This is a genomic window from Bacillus sp. WC2507 (genome assembly GCF_052656125.1).
The window spans coordinates 221933-242727 of the sequence record NZ_JBQXPN010000001.1 but is presented as its reverse complement, the minus strand read 5'-3'; the positions used below and the strand labels follow the sequence as shown (position 1 = coordinate 242727).

Annotated in this window: 19 protein-coding genes; all 19 read left to right on the top strand. The window is 35.7% G+C overall.

From position 1 onward, the window contains the following. Window positions 1-371: 371 nt before the first annotated feature. Window positions 372-2354, top strand: a complete 1983-nt coding sequence (gene metG / locus ACUN28_RS01400) for a methionine--tRNA ligase (RefSeq protein WP_016085314.1) — start codon at window positions 372-374, stop codon at window positions 2352-2354. Window positions 2355-2520: 166 nt separating this feature from the next. Beyond that, window positions 2521-3288, top strand: coding sequence for a TatD family hydrolase (locus ACUN28_RS01395; RefSeq protein ID WP_016085313.1), 768 nt, complete (start codon window positions 2521-2523; stop codon window positions 3286-3288). A 194-nt stretch (window positions 3289-3482) separates the two neighbouring features. Then, window positions 3483-4040, top strand: coding sequence for a ribonuclease M5 (gene rnmV / locus ACUN28_RS01390; protein WP_016085312.1), 558 nt, complete (start codon window positions 3483-3485; stop codon window positions 4038-4040). Beyond that, the gene (gene rsmA, locus ACUN28_RS01385) at window positions 4037-4915 is read left to right on the top strand and encodes a 16S rRNA (adenine(1518)-N(6)/adenine(1519)-N(6))-dimethyltransferase RsmA (RefSeq protein WP_000651555.1); all 879 of its coding nucleotides are present in this window, start codon (window positions 4037-4039) and stop codon (window positions 4913-4915) included. Before rnmV ends, rsmA begins: the two co-directional genes overlap by 4 nt. 110 nt (window positions 4916-5025) lie before the next feature. Continuing rightward, entirely contained in the window at window positions 5026-5889 is an 864-nt protein-coding gene (yabG, locus tag ACUN28_RS01380) for a sporulation peptidase YabG (RefSeq protein WP_016085311.1), read from the top strand. A 239-nt stretch (window positions 5890-6128) separates the two neighbouring features. Continuing rightward, window positions 6129-6389, top strand: a complete 261-nt coding sequence (gene veg / locus ACUN28_RS01375) for a biofilm formation stimulator Veg (RefSeq protein WP_016085310.1) — start codon at window positions 6129-6131, stop codon at window positions 6387-6389. Window positions 6390-6480: 91 nt separating this feature from the next. Next, a complete protein-coding gene (sspF, locus tag ACUN28_RS01370; protein WP_001985066.1) occupies window positions 6481-6660 on the top strand; it encodes an acid-soluble spore protein SspF in 180 nt (59 codons plus the stop codon). Between the two features lie 196 nt (window positions 6661-6856). Next, the gene (gene ispE, locus ACUN28_RS01365; protein WP_033659608.1) at window positions 6857-7726 is read left to right on the top strand and encodes a 4-(cytidine 5'-diphospho)-2-C-methyl-D-erythritol kinase; all 870 of its coding nucleotides are present in this window, start codon (window positions 6857-6859) and stop codon (window positions 7724-7726) included. A gap of 54 nt (window positions 7727-7780) precedes the next feature. Next, a complete protein-coding gene (purR, locus tag ACUN28_RS01360; protein ID WP_000702481.1) occupies window positions 7781-8629 on the top strand; it encodes a pur operon repressor in 849 nt (282 codons plus the stop codon). 125 nt (window positions 8630-8754) lie between these two features. Continuing rightward, window positions 8755-9129, top strand: a complete 375-nt coding sequence (locus tag ACUN28_RS01355) for a RidA family protein (protein WP_016085308.1) — start codon at window positions 8755-8757, stop codon at window positions 9127-9129. A gap of 152 nt (window positions 9130-9281) precedes the next feature. Further along, window positions 9282-9575, top strand: coding sequence for a septation regulator SpoVG (gene spoVG / locus ACUN28_RS01350; RefSeq protein WP_000454042.1), 294 nt, complete (start codon window positions 9282-9284; stop codon window positions 9573-9575). Between the two features lie 324 nt (window positions 9576-9899). Further along, the gene (gene glmU / locus ACUN28_RS01345; RefSeq protein ID WP_016085307.1) at window positions 9900-11279 is read left to right on the top strand and encodes a bifunctional UDP-N-acetylglucosamine diphosphorylase/glucosamine-1-phosphate N-acetyltransferase GlmU; all 1380 of its coding nucleotides are present in this window, start codon (window positions 9900-9902) and stop codon (window positions 11277-11279) included. A gap of 18 nt (window positions 11280-11297) precedes the next feature. Then, on the top strand, window positions 11298-12251 hold the full coding sequence (locus tag ACUN28_RS01340) for a ribose-phosphate diphosphokinase (protein ID WP_000107420.1): 954 nt from the start codon (window positions 11298-11300) through the stop codon (window positions 12249-12251). A gap of 72 nt (window positions 12252-12323) precedes the next feature. Further along, window positions 12324-12884, top strand: a complete 561-nt coding sequence (gene pth, locus ACUN28_RS01335) for an aminoacyl-tRNA hydrolase (RefSeq protein WP_080118137.1) — start codon at window positions 12324-12326, stop codon at window positions 12882-12884. 70 nt (window positions 12885-12954) lie between these two features. Next, entirely contained in the window at window positions 12955-13179 is a 225-nt protein-coding gene (locus ACUN28_RS01330) for an anti-sigma-F factor Fin (RefSeq protein ID WP_016085305.1), read from the top strand. 105 nt (window positions 13180-13284) lie between these two features. Further along, window positions 13285-16815, top strand: a complete 3531-nt coding sequence (gene mfd, locus ACUN28_RS01325; RefSeq protein WP_016085304.1) for a transcription-repair coupling factor — start codon at window positions 13285-13287, stop codon at window positions 16813-16815. 135 nt (window positions 16816-16950) lie between these two features. Then, the gene (gene spoVT / locus ACUN28_RS01320) at window positions 16951-17487 is read left to right on the top strand and encodes a stage V sporulation protein T (RefSeq protein ID WP_000648312.1); all 537 of its coding nucleotides are present in this window, start codon (window positions 16951-16953) and stop codon (window positions 17485-17487) included. A 232-nt stretch (window positions 17488-17719) separates the two neighbouring features. Further along, window positions 17720-19321, top strand: coding sequence for a putative polysaccharide biosynthesis protein (locus ACUN28_RS01315; protein WP_016085303.1), 1602 nt, complete (start codon window positions 17720-17722; stop codon window positions 19319-19321). 12 nt (window positions 19322-19333) lie between these two features. Next, entirely contained in the window at window positions 19334-20794 is a 1461-nt protein-coding gene (gene mazG / locus ACUN28_RS01310; protein WP_016085302.1) for a nucleoside triphosphate pyrophosphohydrolase, read from the top strand. Window position 20795 lies beyond the last annotated feature (1 nt).

Here is a 20795-nt window from a genome sequence, read left to right as displayed (position 1 = left end):
TTATAGATTTCTTACTTCTTATATATAATAGAATGGGAGTAATTTCTACTATTATTTCACTTTATTTTCAGAAAAATTTACGAATTGTAAGTTAGGGTTGTATATTTTCTTGAAATATGAGTAATAGATGATAAAGATACTAGGCATTAACTCGTTTTTATCTCTCATTAACAAGTGGTAAGATTCCAAATTCAAAATTTGGCTGGAGCAAAGAAGTTAAGTGGGAGTCGGGCTGTTCGTAAAAGCCCGATTGGTGCAGGCTAATAATTAGCAGGGATGAACAACCCCACAGATTAAAGTTTCACTTTATATATAAGTTTTTGATATACTATTTATAAATACATATGAGGTTATTCGGGAGGTCCAAAACAATGACAGAGGAAAAAAAATCCTTTTATATTACTACCCCAATTTATTATCCAAGTGGAAAATTACACATTGGACATGCTTATACAACAGTAGCAGGAGATGCGATGGCACGATATAAGCGTATGCAAGGATATAATGTTCATTATTTAACAGGAACTGATGAGCATGGACAAAAGATCCAAAAGAAAGCAGAAGAATTAAACGTTACACCACAAGCATATGTGGATAACATCGTTGCAGGAATTAAAGAACTTTGGGAGAAGATGGATATTTCTTATGATGATTTTATTCGTACAACTGAAGATCGTCATAAAGATGTTGTTGAAAAAATCTTCAAGCAATTAGTAGATCAAGGCGATATTTATCTTGATGAATATGAAGGTTGGTATTCTGTACAAGATGAGACATTCTATACAGAGCATCAATTAGTAGATCCAATTATGGAAGGTGACAAAGTAGTTGGAGGAAAAAGCCCAGATAGTGGTCATGATGTAGAACTTGTTCGTGAAGAATCGTATTTCTTTAGAATGGGTAAATATGTCGACAGACTATTAAAATTCTATGAAGAGAATCCACATTTCATTCAGCCAGAGTCTCGTAAGAATGAAATGATTAATAACTTCATTAAACCAGGCTTAGAAGATTTAGCAGTTTCTCGTACTTCATTTGACTGGGGAGTTCGTGTTCCAGGTAACCCGAAACACGTTATTTACGTATGGGTTGACGCATTATCTAACTACATTACAGCATTAGGTTATGGAACAGAAAATGAAGAGATGTATAAGAAATTCTGGCCGGCAGACGTGCATTTAGTTGGAAAAGAAATCGTTCGTTTCCATACAATTTATTGGCCAATCATTTTAATGGCATTAGACTTACCTCTTCCGAAAAAGGTCTTTGCTCATGGTTGGATTTTAATGAAGGATGGAAAGATGAGTAAGTCAAAAGGAAACGTAGTAGATCCAGTTACATTAATCGACCGTTATGGATTAGATGCATTACGTTATTACTTACTTCGTGAAGTTCCATTCGGATCTGATGGCGTATTCACACCAGAAGGATTTGTGGAGCGTATTAATTTCGACTTAGCAAATGACTTAGGTAACTTATTAAATCGTACAGTAGCTATGATTGATAAGTACTTTAACGGGGAAATCCCTGCATTTAAAGCAAATGTAACGGAATTCGATGAAACGTTAGTAACGTTTGCACAGGATACATTGAAAAAAGTAGAAGAGGCAATGGAGAATATGGAATTCTCTGTAGCGCTAAGCTCAATTTGGCAATTGGTTAGTCGTACGAATAAATATATTGATGAAACACAACCGTGGGTATTAGCGAAAGATGAGAATGATCGTGAAAAGTTAGCTTCTGTAATGGCTCATTTAGCAGAAGTACTTCGTCAAACAGGTATTATGCTTATGCCATTCTTAACAGTAGCACCAAGCAAGATGTTTGCTCAGCTTGGCCTTACTAATGAAGCACATAAATCTTGGGAAAGCCTATCTACAATTGGTTGCATTCCAGCTGGAACAAAAGTAGAAAAAGGAAACCCGATTTTCCCTCGTTTAGAAATGGAAGTGGAAGTAGAGTACATTAAAGAACAAATGAAAAGCTCTGCTCCTAAAGTAGAAGAGAAAAAAGAAGAAGAACCGAAGGCAGAAGAAATTACAATTGATGATTTCTTTAAAGTAGAATTACGCGTAGCTGAAGTACTATCTGCTGAACCTGTGAAAAAAGCAGACAAGTTGTTAAAAATCCAACTAGACTTAGGCACAGAAAAGCGTCAAGTTGTTTCTGGAATTGCAAAATTCTATTCGCCAGAAGACCTAAAAGGTAAAAAGGTTATTTGTGTAACAAACTTAAAACCTGTAAAATTACGCGGTGAATTATCGCAAGGTATGATTTTAGCAGGTGAAGAGAATGGCGTATTGTCATTAGCATCGATTGACCAAAATCTACCAAATGGTACAAAAATCAAGTAATTAAGACAAGAAAAGAGATGTTTCACGTGTAACATGTGTGAAGCGTCTTTTTTCTTTTTACACTCTCTATTTTTGCATTAAGATTGTAGTATTGTTATCGTTAAGTTATTAAAGAACTTATTTTTGTAGAATAAACTTGATTTCAATATAAAAGGAGTTATGTATTATGTTGTTTGATACACATTCACATTTGAATGCAGAGCAATTTGAAGAAGATTTGCAAGAAGTTATTGCACGAATGAAAGAAGCGGGAGTTACTTATACAGTTGTTGTTGGTTTTGATGAAGTAACGATAAACAAGGCGATTGAATTAGCTGAAGCCTATGATTTTATTTACGCTGCGGTTGGATGGCATCCAGTTGATGCAATCGACATGACAGAAGAACATTTAGCTTGGTTAGAAGAACTTGCTTCTCATCCTAAAGTCGTTGCACTTGGAGAAATGGGCTTAGATTATCACTGGGATAAGTCTCCAAAAGAAATACAGAAGGAAGTATTCCGTAAACAAATTGCATTAGCCAAAAGGGTAAAATTGCCGATTATTATACATAACCGCGATGCAACTCAAGATATTGTTGATATTTTAGAGGAAGAGAATGCAGCTGAAGTGGGAGGCATTATGCATTGCTTTAGCGGCAGCGTAGAAGTAGCAGAGCGATGTGTTGATATGAACTTTTTAATTTCGTTAGGCGGACCAGTTACATTTAAAAATGCTAAGAAACCGAAAGAAGTTGCCACGGAGATTCCATTAGAGAAATTGTTAATAGAGACGGATTGTCCATATTTAACACCACATCCATTTCGAGGGAAACGAAATGAACCGAGTTATGTAAAACTCGTAGCAGAAGAGATTGCGAACTTAAAAGGAATTTCTTATGAGGAAGTAGCAGAAATAACAACAAAAAATGCAAAAGCTTTATTTGGTGTTGAATAAAAAGGAGTGGGAGAACCCATTCTTTTTTATTTTTGTGAAAAAATAAGGGCGAATGAGGAAGTGTTACAATAAGGAGAGAGAACAAAGTTTTGGACATTCTATTTTTTAAAATGTAAGAATGGGGAAAATAATAATGGAAAAGTCGTCATTTTTTTGTTTTACTAAGTAGAGACGAAACGAGTGTGGAGGCAAGCATGAAAATTAAAGAGATTATCGTTGTAGAAGGTAAAGATGATACAGTTGCGATTAAGCGTGCTGTTGATGCGGATACAATTGAAACGAACGGTTCAGCAATCGGTGATCACGTTATTGAGCAAGTTAAATTAGCGCTGCAAAAACGAGGCGTTATTATTTTCACAGATCCGGATTATCCTGGAGAGCGTATTCGAAAAATTATTTCTGATAAGGTGCCTGGATGTAAACATGCTTTTTTACCGAAGGAAGAAGCACTTGCTAAAAGGAAAAAAGGCGTTGGAATTGAACATGCTTCTAATGAATCAATTCGCCGTGCTTTAGAAAATATACATGAAGAAATGGAAGCTTACACAAGTGAAATTAGTTGGAGCGATCTAGTCGATGCAGGTTTAGTGGGCGGAGAAATGGCAAAGAGTCGCAGAGAAAGAATGGGTAAGCTATTAAAGATTGGTTATACAAACGCAAAACAGTTACATAAACGTTTACAAATGTTTCAAGTTTCAAAAGAAACATTTGCAGAAGCTTATAAGCAAGTCATACAGGAGGAAAGAAAATGAAGGATATCGCAACGCCAAATCGTACGAAAGACATTGTTGAAAAGTACGGATTTTCATTCAAAAAAAGTTTAGGACAAAATTTTTTAATTGATACGAATGTATTAAATCGTATTGTCGATCACGCTGAAATCGGTTCAGAAAGTGGTGCAATTGAAATTGGACCAGGTATCGGTGCGTTAACAGAACAATTAGCGAAGCGTGCTAAAAAAGTAGTGGCTTTTGAAATTGATCAGAGATTATTACCGATTTTAGATGAGACGTTAGCTCCATATAGCAACGTTACAGTTATAAATAAAGATGTATTAAAAGCAGATGTACATGAGGTGTTTAGTGAGCAATTTGAGGAAGGGCAAGATGTAATGGTAGTAGCTAACTTACCATACTATATTACAACGCCAATTTTATTTAAATTGCTGGAAGAGAAATTACCGGTTCGTGGATTTGTTGTTATGATGCAAAAAGAAGTTGGAGATCGTTTAGCTGCTAAACCTGGAACGAAAGAGTATGGTTCTTTATCAATTGCTATTCAGTATTATACAGAGGTAGAAACAGTTATGACTGTACCGCGTACAGTGTTTGTGCCACAACCAAATGTTGATTCTGCGATTATTCGTCTCCTAAAGCGCCCGAAACCAGTTGTAGAAGTAACAGATGAGACATTCTTCTTTGAGGTAGTACGAGCAAGTTTTGCACAGCGTCGTAAAACGTTAATGAATAATTTATCAAATAATTTAAATGGTTTCCCGAAAGATAAAGAGCTGTTGGATCGAATTTTAACAGAAGTAGGGATTGATCCAAAACGAAGAGGCGAAACGCTATCTATTGAGGAGTTTGCAACATTAAGTAATGCATTAGTTCTTCATAAATTGTCATAAGAATATAAAAGGGACAGTTCAACTTGAACTGTCCCTTTTGTCACCTTTCTCCTCCCAAATTCATACTTTAAAAACAGGTAAGATGGCCTAACGAGTTTGGAGGTAGGAGAATGGCTTTACATGTTGGAGAATTAGTGGAACGATATTCTCATAATAGGGATATTCTTTTTCGTGTTATAGAAATAAAAGGCGAGATAGCTATATTGTTTGGAGAGGAAATTAGACTGGTGGCGGATGCGCCACTTGAAGATTTAATTAGTATAGATCAACGAGAACATAAAAAAAGAGCGAAGCGTGAGAAAGAAACAATGGAGCGTACGTATCGTTTGTTTCAACAAGATTATGTATTAATGAAACAAAGGCATGAACACACTTCAACTGGTGGATATACAAGTGAGGTGAATTATTTTCAAATGCCAGGACGTGTATTGCATATAGATGGAGACCCGTTATATTTGCGCAAGTGTCTAGACTTATATAATAAAATTGGTGTTCCTGTACAAGGTATTCATTGTAAGGAAACAGAGATGCATGAAAAGGTAGTAGATTTAATAGATCATTTTCGTCCGGACATTTTAGTTATTACTGGGCACGATGCATATACAAAATCAAAAGGGGTAAAGGGAGATTTAGCAGCATATAGGCATTCAAGGCATTTTGTACAGGCTGTTCGAGAAGTGAGAAAAAAATATCCATCATTGGATCAACTCGTTATTTTTGCTGGAGCATGCCAATCTCACTTTGAAGCATTAATTCGAGCAGGAGCTAATTTTGCTAGTTCACCATCTAGAATTAATATTCACGCACTAGATCCTGTATATGTAGTTGGTAAAATTAGTTTTACGTCATTTATGGAGAGAGTAAATGTATGGGATGTTGTACGTAATACGATTACCGGCGAAAAGGGACTTGGCGGGATTGAGACGAGAGGGATTTTACGAACTGGATTACCCTTTCAACATTATGAAGAATAAGCAAGGTACATACGTATCTTGCTTTTTTTGTATGGAAAGGATTTAAATCAGCTTGGATAAAAAGAGACAAGAACGCACAGACTACATAATGATACTTTTACAATATAGTATTTCTTCTATCTATTCGAACGCATGATGCTTTTATAATGATATTGTCTGTGAGTTGCGGTTAATAATTGGGATAGATATATCGTATTTTAAGTGTTCAATCTAAATTACAGCGAGGTGTAGCAAGGGATATGTCAAAACGTTTAGATGATATTAAAAACGAATTGGATCACCATCTTGGACAGAGACTGATGTTAAAGGCGAATAGTGGGAGAAGAAAAACAGTAGAACAATCAGGTGTACTTGCAGAAACGTACCGTTCTGTTTTTGTTGTACAATTGGATCAGCAAGAAGATGCGTTGCAACGTGTATCATATAGCTATGCGGATGTTTTAACAGAGACAGTAGAATTAACATTTTATGGTGAACCTCATAATGAAGTGATTTTATAATTCATGTATCGTTACATAAATTCCCACAAATGAAAAGCTATATTATTTTGCATACTAATTATACCGTAGCAAAATAAGGAGGGACTCTGCATTGAGTAGACGAAGAGGTGTCATGTCAAATCAATTTAAAGAAGAGCTTGCAAAAGAGCTAGGCTTTTATGATGTTGTTCAGAAAGAAGGATGGGGCGGAATTCGTGCGAAAGATGCTGGTAACATGGTGAAACGTGCTATAGAAATTGCAGAACAGCAATTAATGAAACAAAACCAGTAGTTGTAAGATACTTTCTATGCTACGGTAGCCGAGGAGTGATTCCTCGGCTTTTTGTACTCGAAAAGGTGCCATCATTTTACATAAGTAGTTTCATTCTGAATGCTTTTCGTTATAATTAGGGAAGTGTCATCGTCTTACTATAAATTTATGGTAAAATAAACGATAAAAGATTGAGTACATAGAGTGGGTGAATAGATTGAAGCTACTAGTGAAAGCACCAGCAAAGATTAATCTGTCGTTAGATGTACTGGGAAAAAGACAAGACGGATATCATGAAGTGAAAATGATTATGACAACAATTGATTTAGCGGATCGTTTAGAACTAATGGAATTAGCAGAAGACCGTATTGAAATTTTATCCCATAATCGGTATGTCCCAGACGACCAAAGAAATTTAGCTTATCAAGCAGCGAAATTATTAAAAGAGAAGTTTAATGTGAAAAAAGGCGTATCTATTACTATTGAAAAAACGATTCCAGTAGCAGCTGGATTAGCAGGTGGAAGTAGTGATGCAGCAGCGACATTACGTGGCCTTAATAAATTATGGAATTTAGGGCTTACAATTGATCAGTTAGCAGAGCTTGGCGCAGAAATCGGATCAGATGTATCGTTTTGTGTATATGGTGGGACAGCAATTGCCACTGGAAGAGGAGAGCAAATAGAGCATATAAAAACTCCACCTTCTTGTTGGGTTATTTTAGCAAAACCACATATTGGTGTATCTACTGCTGATGTGTATGGAAATTTAAAGTTAAATCGAGTTACACATCCAAATGTAGATAAAATGGTTAATGTCATAAATGCTGGGGACTACAAAGGGATTTGTGATACTGTTGGTAATGTTTTAGAAGAGGTAACGTTTGCGATGCATCCTGAAGTTGCACGTATTAAGTCACAGATGAAGCGATTTGGAGCAGATGCCGTATTAATGAGTGGAAGTGGTCCAACCGTATTTGGTCTTGTGCACCATGATTCGCGAATGCATCGTATATATAACGGATTAAAAGGATTTTGTGAACAAGTATACGCAGTACGTTTATTAGGAGAGCGAGAAACGCTTGAATAAAGACGTATAATACGTTATGATTTGTTTAGAATATTCGTGATTTGAGGTGAGAGTATGAAAATTAGACGAAGTACAAGATTAGTCGATATGACGTATTACTTGTTACAAAACCCTCGTCAGCTAGTTTCTCTCACTTTTTTTGCTGAAAGGTATCAATCAGCTAAGTCTTCCATTAGTGAAGATTTAGTTATTATTAAGCAAACGTTTGAACAACAAGGGGTCGGCACATTGCAAACGGTACCAGGAGCAGCAGGAGGAGTGAAATATATACCATATATAAGTGAGGAAGAGGCAGATTTAATTATTGGTGAGCTTTGTAGCTTATTTGAAAATCCAGATCGTATTTTGCCTGGTGGTTACTTATATATGACAGATCTTTTAAGTAATCCTCGCCATATTAATGGCGCAGGTCGTTTGTTTGCTTCTGTTTTTGCTAGACAACCAATTGATGCGGTTATGACGGTGGCAACGAAGGGGATTCCACTAGCTTATGCAGTGGCAAATTACTTAGATGTACCGGTAGTAATTGCAAGGAAAGATAATAAGGTAACAGAAGGACCAACTGTTAGTATTAACTATGTATCAGGTTCTTCTAAGCGAATTCAAACAATGACGTTAGCAAAGCGTAGCCTTCCAGAAGGATCAAATGTTTTAATTATTGATGACTTCATGAAAGCTGGCGGGACAATTCAAGGTATGATGAGTATGTTAGAAGAGTTTAAGGCTAATGTTGTTGGTATTGGTGTATTAGTAGAATCCACGGACATTGAAGAAAGATTAATTAATAATTTTGTATCATTAATTCGTCTTTCAGAAGTTGATGTGAAGGAAAAAGCGATTCAAGTGGAAAAGGGAAACTATTCACTGGCACCATTTGATGAAGGGCTTGTAGAGGCTGAGTAAAAAGGTAAAGCAGATAGCTTTATCTTTTTTTTTATTCTATTTATAAATTATAAAATAGATGGACAAACTGCTTTTCGTGCACTATTTTTAAAGAGTAAAAATAAATAATAAAAGGGTGGAAAAACATGAAAGTTGTTCAAACAAACAATGCACCACAAGCAATTGGACCATATTCACAAGGGATTATTGTAAATAATATGTTTTACAGTTCAGGACAAATTCCGTTAACTGCAAGTGGAGATCTTGTAGCAGGAGACGTAACAGTACAAACAGAGCAAGTATTTCAAAATTTACAAGCAGTATTAGAAGAAGCTGGGGCTTCATTTGATACAGTAGTAAAAACAACAGTATTCTTAAAAGATATGGATGATTTTAATGCTGTTAATGAAGTATACGGCTCTTATTTCTCTACTCATAAGCCAGCTCGTTCTTGTGTACAAGTAGCAAAATTACCGAAAGATGTTTCAGTTGAAATCGAAGTAATTGCCCTAGTTAAGTAATTCTTTGTAAGCGATAACCTCTACTAATCTCTATATTCAATTACATTAAAAATTTTTATCTTAAAAATTTTTAAAAAATTAAAGGGAAAATAGAAATTTTGTGGAATTTATACAAATATATCGCTTATTTAGAAAAGGGTGGTGAACACAAGATGGAAGTGACTGACGTAAGATTACGCCGCGTAAACACAGAAGGCCGCATGAGAGCAATCGCCTCTATTACTCTAGACCATGAATTTGTTGTTCATGATATTCGTGTAATTGATGGTAATAATGGATTATTTGTAGCAATGCCAAGTAAACGTACTCCAGATGGAGAGTTCCGTGACATTGCACATCCAATTAATTCTAATACACGCTCTAAAATTCAAGATGCGGTTTTAACAGAGTATCACCGTTTAGGCGAGTTAGAAGAGGTTGAGTTTGAAGAAGCAGGCGCTTCGTAAAATTCGAATGAAAAGGGCTTTTTAAAGAAATCCCTATAATTTTGTAGCAAACCCCTGTAAGCATTTACAGGGGTTTGTTTTTTTATGGTTTTATATTGCATTACATCCAGAAAATTCGAAATTTATTAAGGTGAAGAGAAAAAACTTCTAATTTTTTCAAAATCATTTTAAATAGTATAGCTTATTTCTTAAAAAAGATACTAAAGAGTAAAACATCTTATAAGAATTATGGTAAAATTTAATAGTTAAAATGTGTTTCTTGAAATATATGCTGATTTAGGATAATATCGTTAATGGATAAATAGGTTGCGATGGAGGGTCTATATGTCAAACAGATTTGCAGTGATTCTAGCTGCAGGTAAAGGCACACGTATGAAGTCTAAGCTATACAAAGTGCTTCATCCTGTATGTGGAAAACCTATGGTACAACATGTTGTCGATCAAGTATCTCAATTAGGCTTGCAGAAACTTGTAACAGTCGTAGGACATGGTGCTGAAATGGTACAAGAACAGCTAGGAAACGTAAGTGAGTTTGCATTACAAGCAGAACAACTTGGTACAGCACATGCTGTAGATCAAGCTGCAAGTGTACTTGCAAATGAAGAAGGAACAACTTTAGTTATTTGTGGTGATACGCCGCTAATAACTGCTGAAACGATGGAAGCATTGCTTCAGCAACATAAAGAGGCAGGGGCAATGGCAACGGTGCTAACAGCTTACATAGAAGAACCTGCTGGATATGGTCGTATCATTCGTAATGAGAACGGTCATGTTGAAAAGATTGTTGAGCATAAGGATGCAAATGAGAAAGAATTAGCTATTAAAGAAATCAATACAGGTACGTATTGTTTTGATAATAAAGCTTTATTCGCTTCACTTTCTAAAGTTTCAAATGATAACGTACAAGGTGAATATTACCTGCCAGATGTTATCGAGATTTTAAAAAATGAAGGTCATATCGTATCAGCTTATCAAACAGAGCACTTCGATGAAACGTTAGGTGTTAACGACAGAGTCGCTCTATCGCAAGCGGAAATTATTATGAAAAACCGTATCAACCGAAAGAACATGGTAAATGGTGTTACAATTATTGATCCAAGTAACACTTATATTTCTGCTGATGCAATTATCGGTAGTGATACAGTTCTTCATCCAGGAACAATTATTGAGGGTAATACTGTAATTGGTTCTGATTGTGAAATTGGACCGCACACAGTAATTCGCGATAGTGAAATTGGAGATCGTACGACAATTCGTCAATCTACTGTACATGATAGTAAACTTGGTACAGAAGTATCGGTTGGTCCATTTGCACACATTCGCCCAGATTCAGTTATTGGAGATGAAGTGCGCGTTGGAAACTTCGTGGAAATCAAAAAAACTGTTTTTGGTAATAGAAGTAAAGCTTCACACTTAAGTTATATCGGGGATGCGCAAGTTGGAGAAGACGTGAATCTTGGTTGTGGTTCAATTACGGTGAACTATGATGGCAAGAATAAATTCAAAACTGTGATTGGTAACGGGGTATTTATTGGATGCAATTCAAATCTTGTTGCGCCAGTAACAGTTGAAGATGGTGCTTATGTGGCAGCGGGCTCTACAATTACAGAGAATGTTCCATCAAAAGCATTATCAGTAGCACGTGCACGTCAAGTTAACAAAGAAGACTATGTTGATCAATTGCTGAATAAGAAAAAATCATAATGTGGAGGGTTAATCTAGATGTCGACTCAATATCTAAATTCTAATTTGAAAGTATTCTCTTTAAACTCTAATAAGGAACTTGCTGAGCAAATTGCAAAGCACATTGGAGTAGGACTAGGAAAATGTTCTGTTGATCGTTTTAGTGATGGAGAAGTTCAAATTAACATTGAAGAAAGTATCCGTGGTTGCGATGTATTCATTATTCAATCTACAAGCTTCCCAGTAAACGAACATATCATGGAATTACTTATTATGATCGATGCATTAAAGCGTGCATCTGCAAAAACAATTAATATTGTTATTCCTTACTATGGTTATGCGCGCCAAGACCGTAAAGCGCGTTCTCGTGAACCAATTACATCGAAACTTGTAGCAAACTTGCTTGAAACAGCAGGTGCAACTCGTGTAATCACTCTAGATTTACATGCTCCACAAATTCAAGGGTTCTTTGATATCCCAATCGACCACTTAATGGGTGTACCGATTCTTTCAGATTACTTTGAAACAAAAGGTCTTAAAGATATCGTAATCGTGTCACCTGACCACGGTGGGGTAACTCGTGCTCGAAAAATGGCAGATCGCCTAAAAGCACCAATCGCTATTATTGATAAGCGTCGTCCTCGTCCGAACGTATCAGAGGTAATGAACATTATCGGTAATATCGAAGGTAAAACAGCAATTTTAATTGATGACATCATTGATACAGCTGGTACAATTACATTAGCAGCAAACGCTCTTGTTGAGAACGGTGCTTCTGAAGTATATGCTTGCTGTACACACCCAGTATTATCTGGTCCAGCAATTGAGCGTATCCAAAACTCAAATATTAAAGAGTTAGTTGTAACGAACTCTATCGTATTACCAGAAGAGAAGAAAATCGACAAAGTACATGAACTTTCAGTTGCTCCACTAATCGGAGAAGCAATCATTCGTGTATACGAAGAAGAATCTGTAAGTGTATTATTCAATTAATTGGATAGAATGAGACGTAACCAAGATTGGTTACGTCTTTTCGTATCGAAAAGAGAAAGTAGTGGTACAAGAATGAAATTGATAGTAGGACTTGGGAACCCGGGTAGAGAATATGAATTAACAAGGCATAATATTGGATTTATGGCGATTGATGAACTTGCAAAGCGTTGGAACATTTCTTTAAACGAACAAAAATTTAAAGGAGTATTTGGTGCAGGATTTGTTAATGGAGAAAAAGTAATCTTATTAAAGCCACTTACATATATGAATTTATCTGGGGAAAGTATTCGTCCGCTCATGGATTACTATAAAATTGATGTAGAGGACTTCGTTGTTCTGTACGATGATTTAGACATCCCTGTAGGTAAATTACGCCTTCGTATGAAAGGTAGCGCGGGTGGACATAATGGTGTGAAGTCAACAATTTCACATTTAGGAACACAAGAGTTTCAACGTATCCGCATGGGAATTGATCGTCCGAAAAATGGAATGAAGGTAGTAGATTACGTATTGGGACGTTTTACATCAGAAGAAATTCCGGATGTCGATCATTCTATTGAAAAAGCAGCGGATGCATGTGAAGAATGGTTAAATAAACCTTTTCTTCAAATCATGAATACTTTCAATAGTTAAGGATATGATTAGGAATATTTTGTTTTATTTTTACCCATACTAGTAGTAATTGGATATTTAGGAGGCTAGTATGGAAGGGTATTATTATTGCAGACATTGCGGGAGTGATGTAGGCTCCGTTACTGCAGAAAAAGTATATAGCGACGTTTTATTTCAACTAACAGAGCAAGAAGTAGTAGAGATGATTCATTTTCATGAGAATGGAAATATATATATAAAAACGATTTGTGAATCGTGTCAAGAAACGCTCGCATCTTATCCTGAGTATTATGAATATGAAAAATTTCTGCAATAAAATGTTGTCGCTTTGGCATGTCCAAAGCATTTTTCTGTTTTCTTTTTCCGAAATATTTGCATAAAATATAATGGCTTGCTCTTTATGTTGAGAGGAGTTTTGAAAATGATAGGTTTATTAGAGCAATTTTATAAAAATGAAGAGATCCAATCTGTTATTAATGGATTAGAAGATGGTTTAAAAGAGCAACTTGTATCAGGTATGGCAACCTCTTCTCGTTCGTTATTAATGGCGGCTTTATATAAAAAAACAAAAAAATCACAACTTATTGTGACGCATAATTTATATCAAGCACAAAAAGTGCATGAAGATTTAGTGGCGTTACTTGGTGAAAAAGATGTATGGCTATACCCAGTGAATGAATTGATAGCATCAGAACTTGGTGTTGCAAGCCCAGAATTAAAGGCACAACGTATTGAAGTATTAAATCGTTTAGCTGCAGGAGAGAGTGGGGTTATTGTAGCACCAGTTGCAGGACTACGCAGATTTTTACCAATGAAAGAATTGTGGAAGCAAAGGCAAATCGAAATCAATCTAGGGCAAGAGATTGATTTAGATACATTCTTGCACACTTTACATCATATTGGTTATGAGCGTAAGTCGATGGTAGAAGCTCCAGGGGAATTCAGTTTGCGCGGGGGAATATTAGATATTTATCCATTAACTGAAGAATTACCATTTCGTATTGAATTTTTCGACACAGAAGTCGATTCTATTCGATTATTTGATGTGGATGAACAGCGCTCTCAAGATAAAAAAGAACGTGTTAGATTTGGTCCAGCAACAGAGTTTTTATTTTCACAGGAAGAATTGAAATCGGGAATTAAGCATCTTGAGGAAGGCTTGACTAAGACGATGCAAAAACTTTCCGACGATAAATTGAAGACTACAGTGCTTGAGACGGTAAGTCATGAAATTGAGATGTTAAAAAACGGGCAAAGTATAGAACAGATGTTTAAATATTTATCTATTTTCTATAATGAACCTGCTAGTCTGATAGATTATTTACCAGAAGATGGTATTGTGATTTTGGATGAGATTTCTCGTATTCAAGAAACAGCATCACATCTTGAAACAGAAGAGGCGGAATGGTATATATCACTTCTTGGTGAAGGAACAATTATTCAAGATTTATCTTTCTCTCACTCGTTTGAAGAATTTCTTCATAATAAAAAAAGAAGTTTTGTATATTTAACTTTATTCTTGCGTCATATAGCACATACACATCCGCAAAACATTGTGAATGTGACATGTAAAACAATGCAAGATTTCCATGGACAGATGCAGTTGTTGAAAACTGAAATTGATAGATGGAACGAAGGGCATTTTACGACTGTTGTGCTCGGCACAGATGATGAACGTGTAAAAAAACTACAACATATTTTAAGTGATTATGATATTGAGGCAGATATTGTAGAGGGCACAGATATATTATTGCCTGGAAGGTTACAAATTGCTGTAGGTGATTTACATGCAGGATTTGAAATGCCGATGCAAAAGCTTGTTGTCATTACTGAAAAAGAGCTTTTCCATAAGAAAGTTAAAAAATCACAACGTAAGCAAAAGTTATCTAATGCTGAACGTATTAAAAGTTATTCGGAATTAAAAGTTGGAGATTATGTAGTTCATGTAAATCATGGTATAGGTAAATTCTTAGGTATCGAGACATTAGAGATTAATGGCGTTCATAAAGATTATTTGAATATTAAATATCAAGGCAATGATAAGTTATACGTTCCAATTGAACAAATTGACCAAGTGCAAAAATATGTAGGATCTGAAGGTAAGGATCCAAAAGTTTATAAATTAGGCGGAAATGATTGGAAGAAGGTCAAAACGAAAGTTGAAAAATCTGTACAAGACATTGCGGATGACCTAATTAAACTATATGCTGAGCGTGAAGCTTCAAAGGGTTATGCATATACACCAGATACGGCAGAACAACAAGAATTTGAATCTTCTTTCCCATATCAAGAGACGGAGGATCAATTACGTTCTATTGAAGAGATTAAAAAAGATATGGAACGCGGACGTCCGATGGATAGGCTTCTTTGTGGTGATGTAGGATATGGAAAGACGGAAGTAGCTATTCGTGCGGCATTTAAGGCAATTATGGATGAAAAACAAGTTGCAATTTTAGTGCCGACAACAATCCTTGCACAACAACACTATGAAACAATTCGAGAGCGTTTTCAAGATTATCCAATCAAGATAGGATTATTAAGTAGATTCCGTACGAGAAAACAGCAAAATGAAACAATTAAGGGCTTGAAAGATGGTACGGTAGATATTGTAATCGGAACACATCGTATTTTATCTAAAGATGTTACTTATAAAGATTTAGGGCTTCTTATTATTGATGAAGAACAAAGATTCGGTGTAACGCATAAAGAAAAAATTAAACAATTAAAAGCAAATGTTGACGTATTAACATTAACGGCAACCCCGATTCCGCGTACACTTCATATGTCTATGTTGGGTGTGCGTGACTTATCTGTTATTGAGACACCACCAGAAAATCGTTTCCCAGTCCAAACGTATGTAGTAGAGTATAATCCAGCGTTAATGCGAGAAGCGATAGAACGAGAGCTTGCAAGAGGTGGGCAAATTTACTTCTTATATAATCGTGTGGAGGATATCGAACGAAAAGCAGATGAAATTTCGATGTTAGTTCCAGATGCGCGTGTAACATATGCACATGGGAAAATGAACGAAAGTGAATTAGAGTCTGTTATGCTATCGTTTTTAGAAGGGCAGCATGATGTTCTTGTAAGTACAACAATTATTGAGACGGGTGTAGATATTCCGAATGTAAATACGTTAATTGTATTTGATGCAGATCGTATGGGATTATCACAGTTGTATCAGCTTCGTGGGCGTGTTGGGCGTTCTAATCGTGTTGCATATGCCTACTTTGCATACAAACGTGATAAAGTGTTATCGGAAGTTGCAGAGAAGCGTCTGCAAGCGATTAAAGAATTCACAGAGCTTGGGTCTGGTTTCAAAATCGCAATGAGAGATTTATCAATTCGTGGTGCAGGTAACTTGTTAGGAGCCGAACAACATGGATTTATTGATTCTGTCGGATTTGATCTGTATTCTCAAATGTTAAAAGATGCAATTGAACAGCGTAGAGGAACAGATGGAGTTGAAAATACAGTTAATGTTGAAATTGATTTAGAAGTAGATGCATATTTACCAGATGCTTATATTTCAGATAGTAAACAAAAAATTATGATGTATAAACAATTTAGAGGTGTTTCTGCAATTGAGGATATTGAAGAGTTGCAGGAAGAGATGATAGATAGATTTGGTGATTACCCGCAAGAAGTTGGTTATTTATTACAAATTGCAAATATTAAAGTATTAGCAATGAAAGAACAAATTGAATTAATTAAGCAAAATAAATTTGAAGTAACAATCTTGTTCTCAGAACAAGCAAGCCAAAATATTGATGGTGGAAAATTATTCATGCTTGGAAATAGCTTCGGTCGTATGATCGGTCTTGGAATGGAAGGATCACAATTGAAGATTGTTATGAAAACGAATGGTTTAGAGACATCAAAATGGTTAACAATTGCTGAAAATTTATTAAAAGGCTTACCAGATGTAAAAAAAGAAGTAATAAATGCCTAATATAAGATAAAAAATACAATTCGACGTGCATAGAAGAACTAATGTGTAAAATACTATGTCTAACAGTTGGTGATTTTTACATGAACAGGTAAATTCACCACTTTGATCATCAGTAGAAAGTGAGGCAGCATTAGAATGAAAGCAACTGGAATCGTACGTCGAATTGATGATTTAGGTAGGGTAGTAATCCCGAAGGAAATTCGTAGAACTTTACGTATTCGAGAAGGAGACCCACTAGAAATATTTGTTGATCGCGATGGAGAAGTGATTTTGAAAAAATATTCTCCAATTAGTGAACTAGGTAATTTCGCAAAGGAATATACGGAAGCTTTATACGATAGCTTAGGACATAATGTGCTTGTATGCGATCGTGATTCTATTATCGCAGTAGCAGGCGTATCTAAAAAAGAATACTTAAATAAAAGCGTTGGCGATTTAATTGAGAAGACAATGGAAGAGCGTAAGTCTGTAATTATGACAGATGAAAGCGAAATTTCAATTATTGATGGAGTAACAGAAAAAGTGAGTTCCTATACAATTGGCCCGATTGTTGCGAATGGGGATCCAATTGGAGCTGTTGTTATCTTCTCTAAAGAGGCTATTATAAGTGAAGTAGAGCATAAGTCAGTAAATACAGCTGCAAGCTTTTTAGCGAAACAAATGGAGCAGTAAGGCTATATCGAATTTTAGAAGTAGCAATCTTTCCTAATTATGATATTTCTTCTTGAGAAATCAAATATTTGGAGATATATGTATATTGAATGAAGGTAGCGCTTTGCTACCTTTTTTCGTTGAACATTTCTATCGTTGCGTGAACGTATTATTACTCGTGTAAGCAAGGAAGCTTGTCCTTTTCTTTATGATATAATACGAGGGGTGAGAATAGAAAAAGGAGTTTTCTTGTATGGAATCGAGGAAGTATCAAGCCTTTTGGCGTGGGGCTATTATATTAACAATCGCAAGTTTTGTTACAAAGGTATTAAGCGCTTTTTACCGTATTCCATATCAAAATATAGCGGGTGATATTGGTTTTTATATTTACCAACAAATTTATCCGTTTTATGGATTTTGTTTAATTTTAGCTACTTATGGGTTCCCCATTATAATTTCAAAAATGGTTGCGGAACGATTAGAGCGAGGGAAAAAACAAGAAGCAGAAGAAATTATTTGTGTATCTTTTTGGTTTTTATTAGGGATTGGTTTCATAGGCTTTTTTACATTGTTCTTTGGTGCCGAAGCAATTGCAACAGCCATGGGCGATATACACTTAGATAAGCTATTACGTGTTATTTCCTTTTCATTCATATTGATGCCGTTTTTATCTGTAGCAAGAGGGTATTTTCAGGGGTTTAATAATATGGTGCCAACAGCTGTTTCGCAAGTGATAGAACAAACAATTCGCGTTTCTATTATTGTATTTTTATCTCTATTCCTCATTGCTCACGGATTTGATTTATATACAGTCGGTGCAGGTGCTATGTTAGGCTCAATCGCAGGCGGATTGATTGGGATTATCGTACTTGTACTTTATATGCGTCATGACTTTCGTTCCATATTCTTTAAAAGTGTAAAGAGAATTAGAGGGAAAAAGAGGATTATTAAGATCCTGTTTTGGCAAGGACTGGCGATTTGTGTTAGTAACTTAGTGCTTATTTTTATACAAATGGCCGATTCTGTTTCCTTCTATTCTTTACTTATTGGGGCAGGAGAGCAAGCTGAAAGTGCAAAGGTATTAAAAGGTGTGTATGACAGAAGTATCCCACTTATGCAATTAGGTACTGTTGTGACAACTTCTTTCTCGTTGTCACTTATTCCAATTATTACAGCGGCGAAGGAAAGAGGAGATCTTACCTTTATTCGAGAAAAGGTAAAGTTAGCAATGAAAATAACATTTGTTATCGGATTTGCAGCGGCCATTGGATTAACTTGTATTATTCAGCCTACGAATATTATGTTGTTTGAAAATAATAATGGGTCAGATGTTTTATCCATTTTATCTTTATCTATTTTATTTAGTTCATTGTCGATTACAACTGCTTCTATTTTGCAAGGGTTAGGACAAATATTAAAACCAGCGATATTCGTTATATTTGGAGGTTGTTTAAAGTTAGCTTTAAACTATATGTTAATGCCGTATTTTGGTGTGAAGGGAGCTGCAATTGCAACACTAGTTGCGTTAATTGTAATTTCTTTGCTAAATAGTGCATTACTTATGCGAGCTGTATCAGAGTCGCTTATCGATAAACGGAATATGTTAGGTGTAGTTATTAGTGGTATCGGTATGGGATTTGTATTAATAATGTTTATGCGTGTATTGAAAATGTCTGGATTAGTAATTGATACGGAACATAGAGGAATTGCGACACTTGAGGCGTTGTTAGGTGTAGCTATCGGTGGATTAACATATGTGTTTTTAATTTTAAAATTACGTGTATTTACAAAAGCGGAAATAGGAACCGTTATGAAAAAAGAGAAAAAAGAAGGTTCATTGAAGAAGAGTGGATAGAGGTGGCAGGTTGTGAGTGGAATCATTACTATTTTAGGATTAGGTGCTGGTGAGTTAGATCAGTTAACGATGGGTGTATATCGGAAAATAAAAGAAGCAGATCATATGTTTGTTAGAACGAAGGAACATCCCGTTATAGAAGAGTTGGAGAAAGAAGGTATACAATATACAGCCTTTGACAATATATATGAAGCACATGATACATTTGAAATTGTATATGAAACAATTGCGAATACATTGCTAGAACAAGCTGAAGGCACAGAAATCATCTATGCCGTTCCAGGACACCCGCTTGTAGCGGAAAGAACGGTTCAGCTACTGTTGGAAAAAGGTGAAGCAGCGAATGTTGAGGTGCGAATTGAAGGTGGACAAAGTTTCCTTGATCCGATGTTTGCAAGTCTAAAGATTGATCCGATTGAAGGATTCCAATTAATTGACGCCACATCATTTGAAAGAGGACAATTAGAATTACGTCAACATTTAATCTTTTGCCAAGTTTATGACGCATTCGTTGCATCAGATGTGAAATTAACATTAATGGAGATGCTACCAGATGATTACGAAGTGTATATCGTAACAGCTGCAGGGACTTCATTTGAACAAGTTAAAAAGGTACCATTGTACATGTTAGATCATGAAACCGAGTTGAATAATTTAACGAGTGTGTACGTACCACCAGTTCAGGAACGTGCGTCCTTGTATCAACAGTTTGATGTGCTTAGAGAAATTATTGCAGACCTTCGTGGACCGAATGGTTGTCCGTGGGATAAAAAGCAAACACATCAATCTTTAAAGAAGTATTTAATTGAGGAAGCTTATGAAGTGTTGGAAGCAATTGATGAAGAGGATGATGATCACTTAGTAGAAGAACTGGGTGATATATTATTACAGGTTATGTTACATGCCCAAATCGGAGAGGACGAAGGTTGGTTCTCTATAGATGATATTATTCGAACTTTATCTGAGAAAATGGTTCGTCGCCATCCGCATGTATTTGGGAATACGGATGTAAATAATGCCGATGAAGTAATTGCTAATTGGGAAGAAATTAAAAAACAAGAAAAAGGATTCGTGAAAGAATCTGTTTTAAATGGAGTTCCAAAGAGCTTACCACAGTTACTACGTGCTTATGAAATTCAGAAAAAAGCTGGTAAGGTTGGTTTCGATTGGGTTGATGTACAACCGATGATAGAGAAAGCCTTAGAAGAATGGCAAGAGTTCCAACAAGAAGTTATAAACATGGATGAGGCGAAGATGTTAGGTGAATTTGGCGATTTACTATTTGCGTTTGTTAATATAGCTCGTCATTATAAAATAGATCCAGAAGAGGCGTTACGTTCAACTAATGAGAAATTCGTTGGTCGTTTCTTATACATGGAAGCAAAGGTAGCTGAAATGAATAAAGAAATGCAAGATTTATCATTAGAGCAGTTAGATGTTTTATGGGAAGAGGCAAAACAAACAGAGCGTTAAT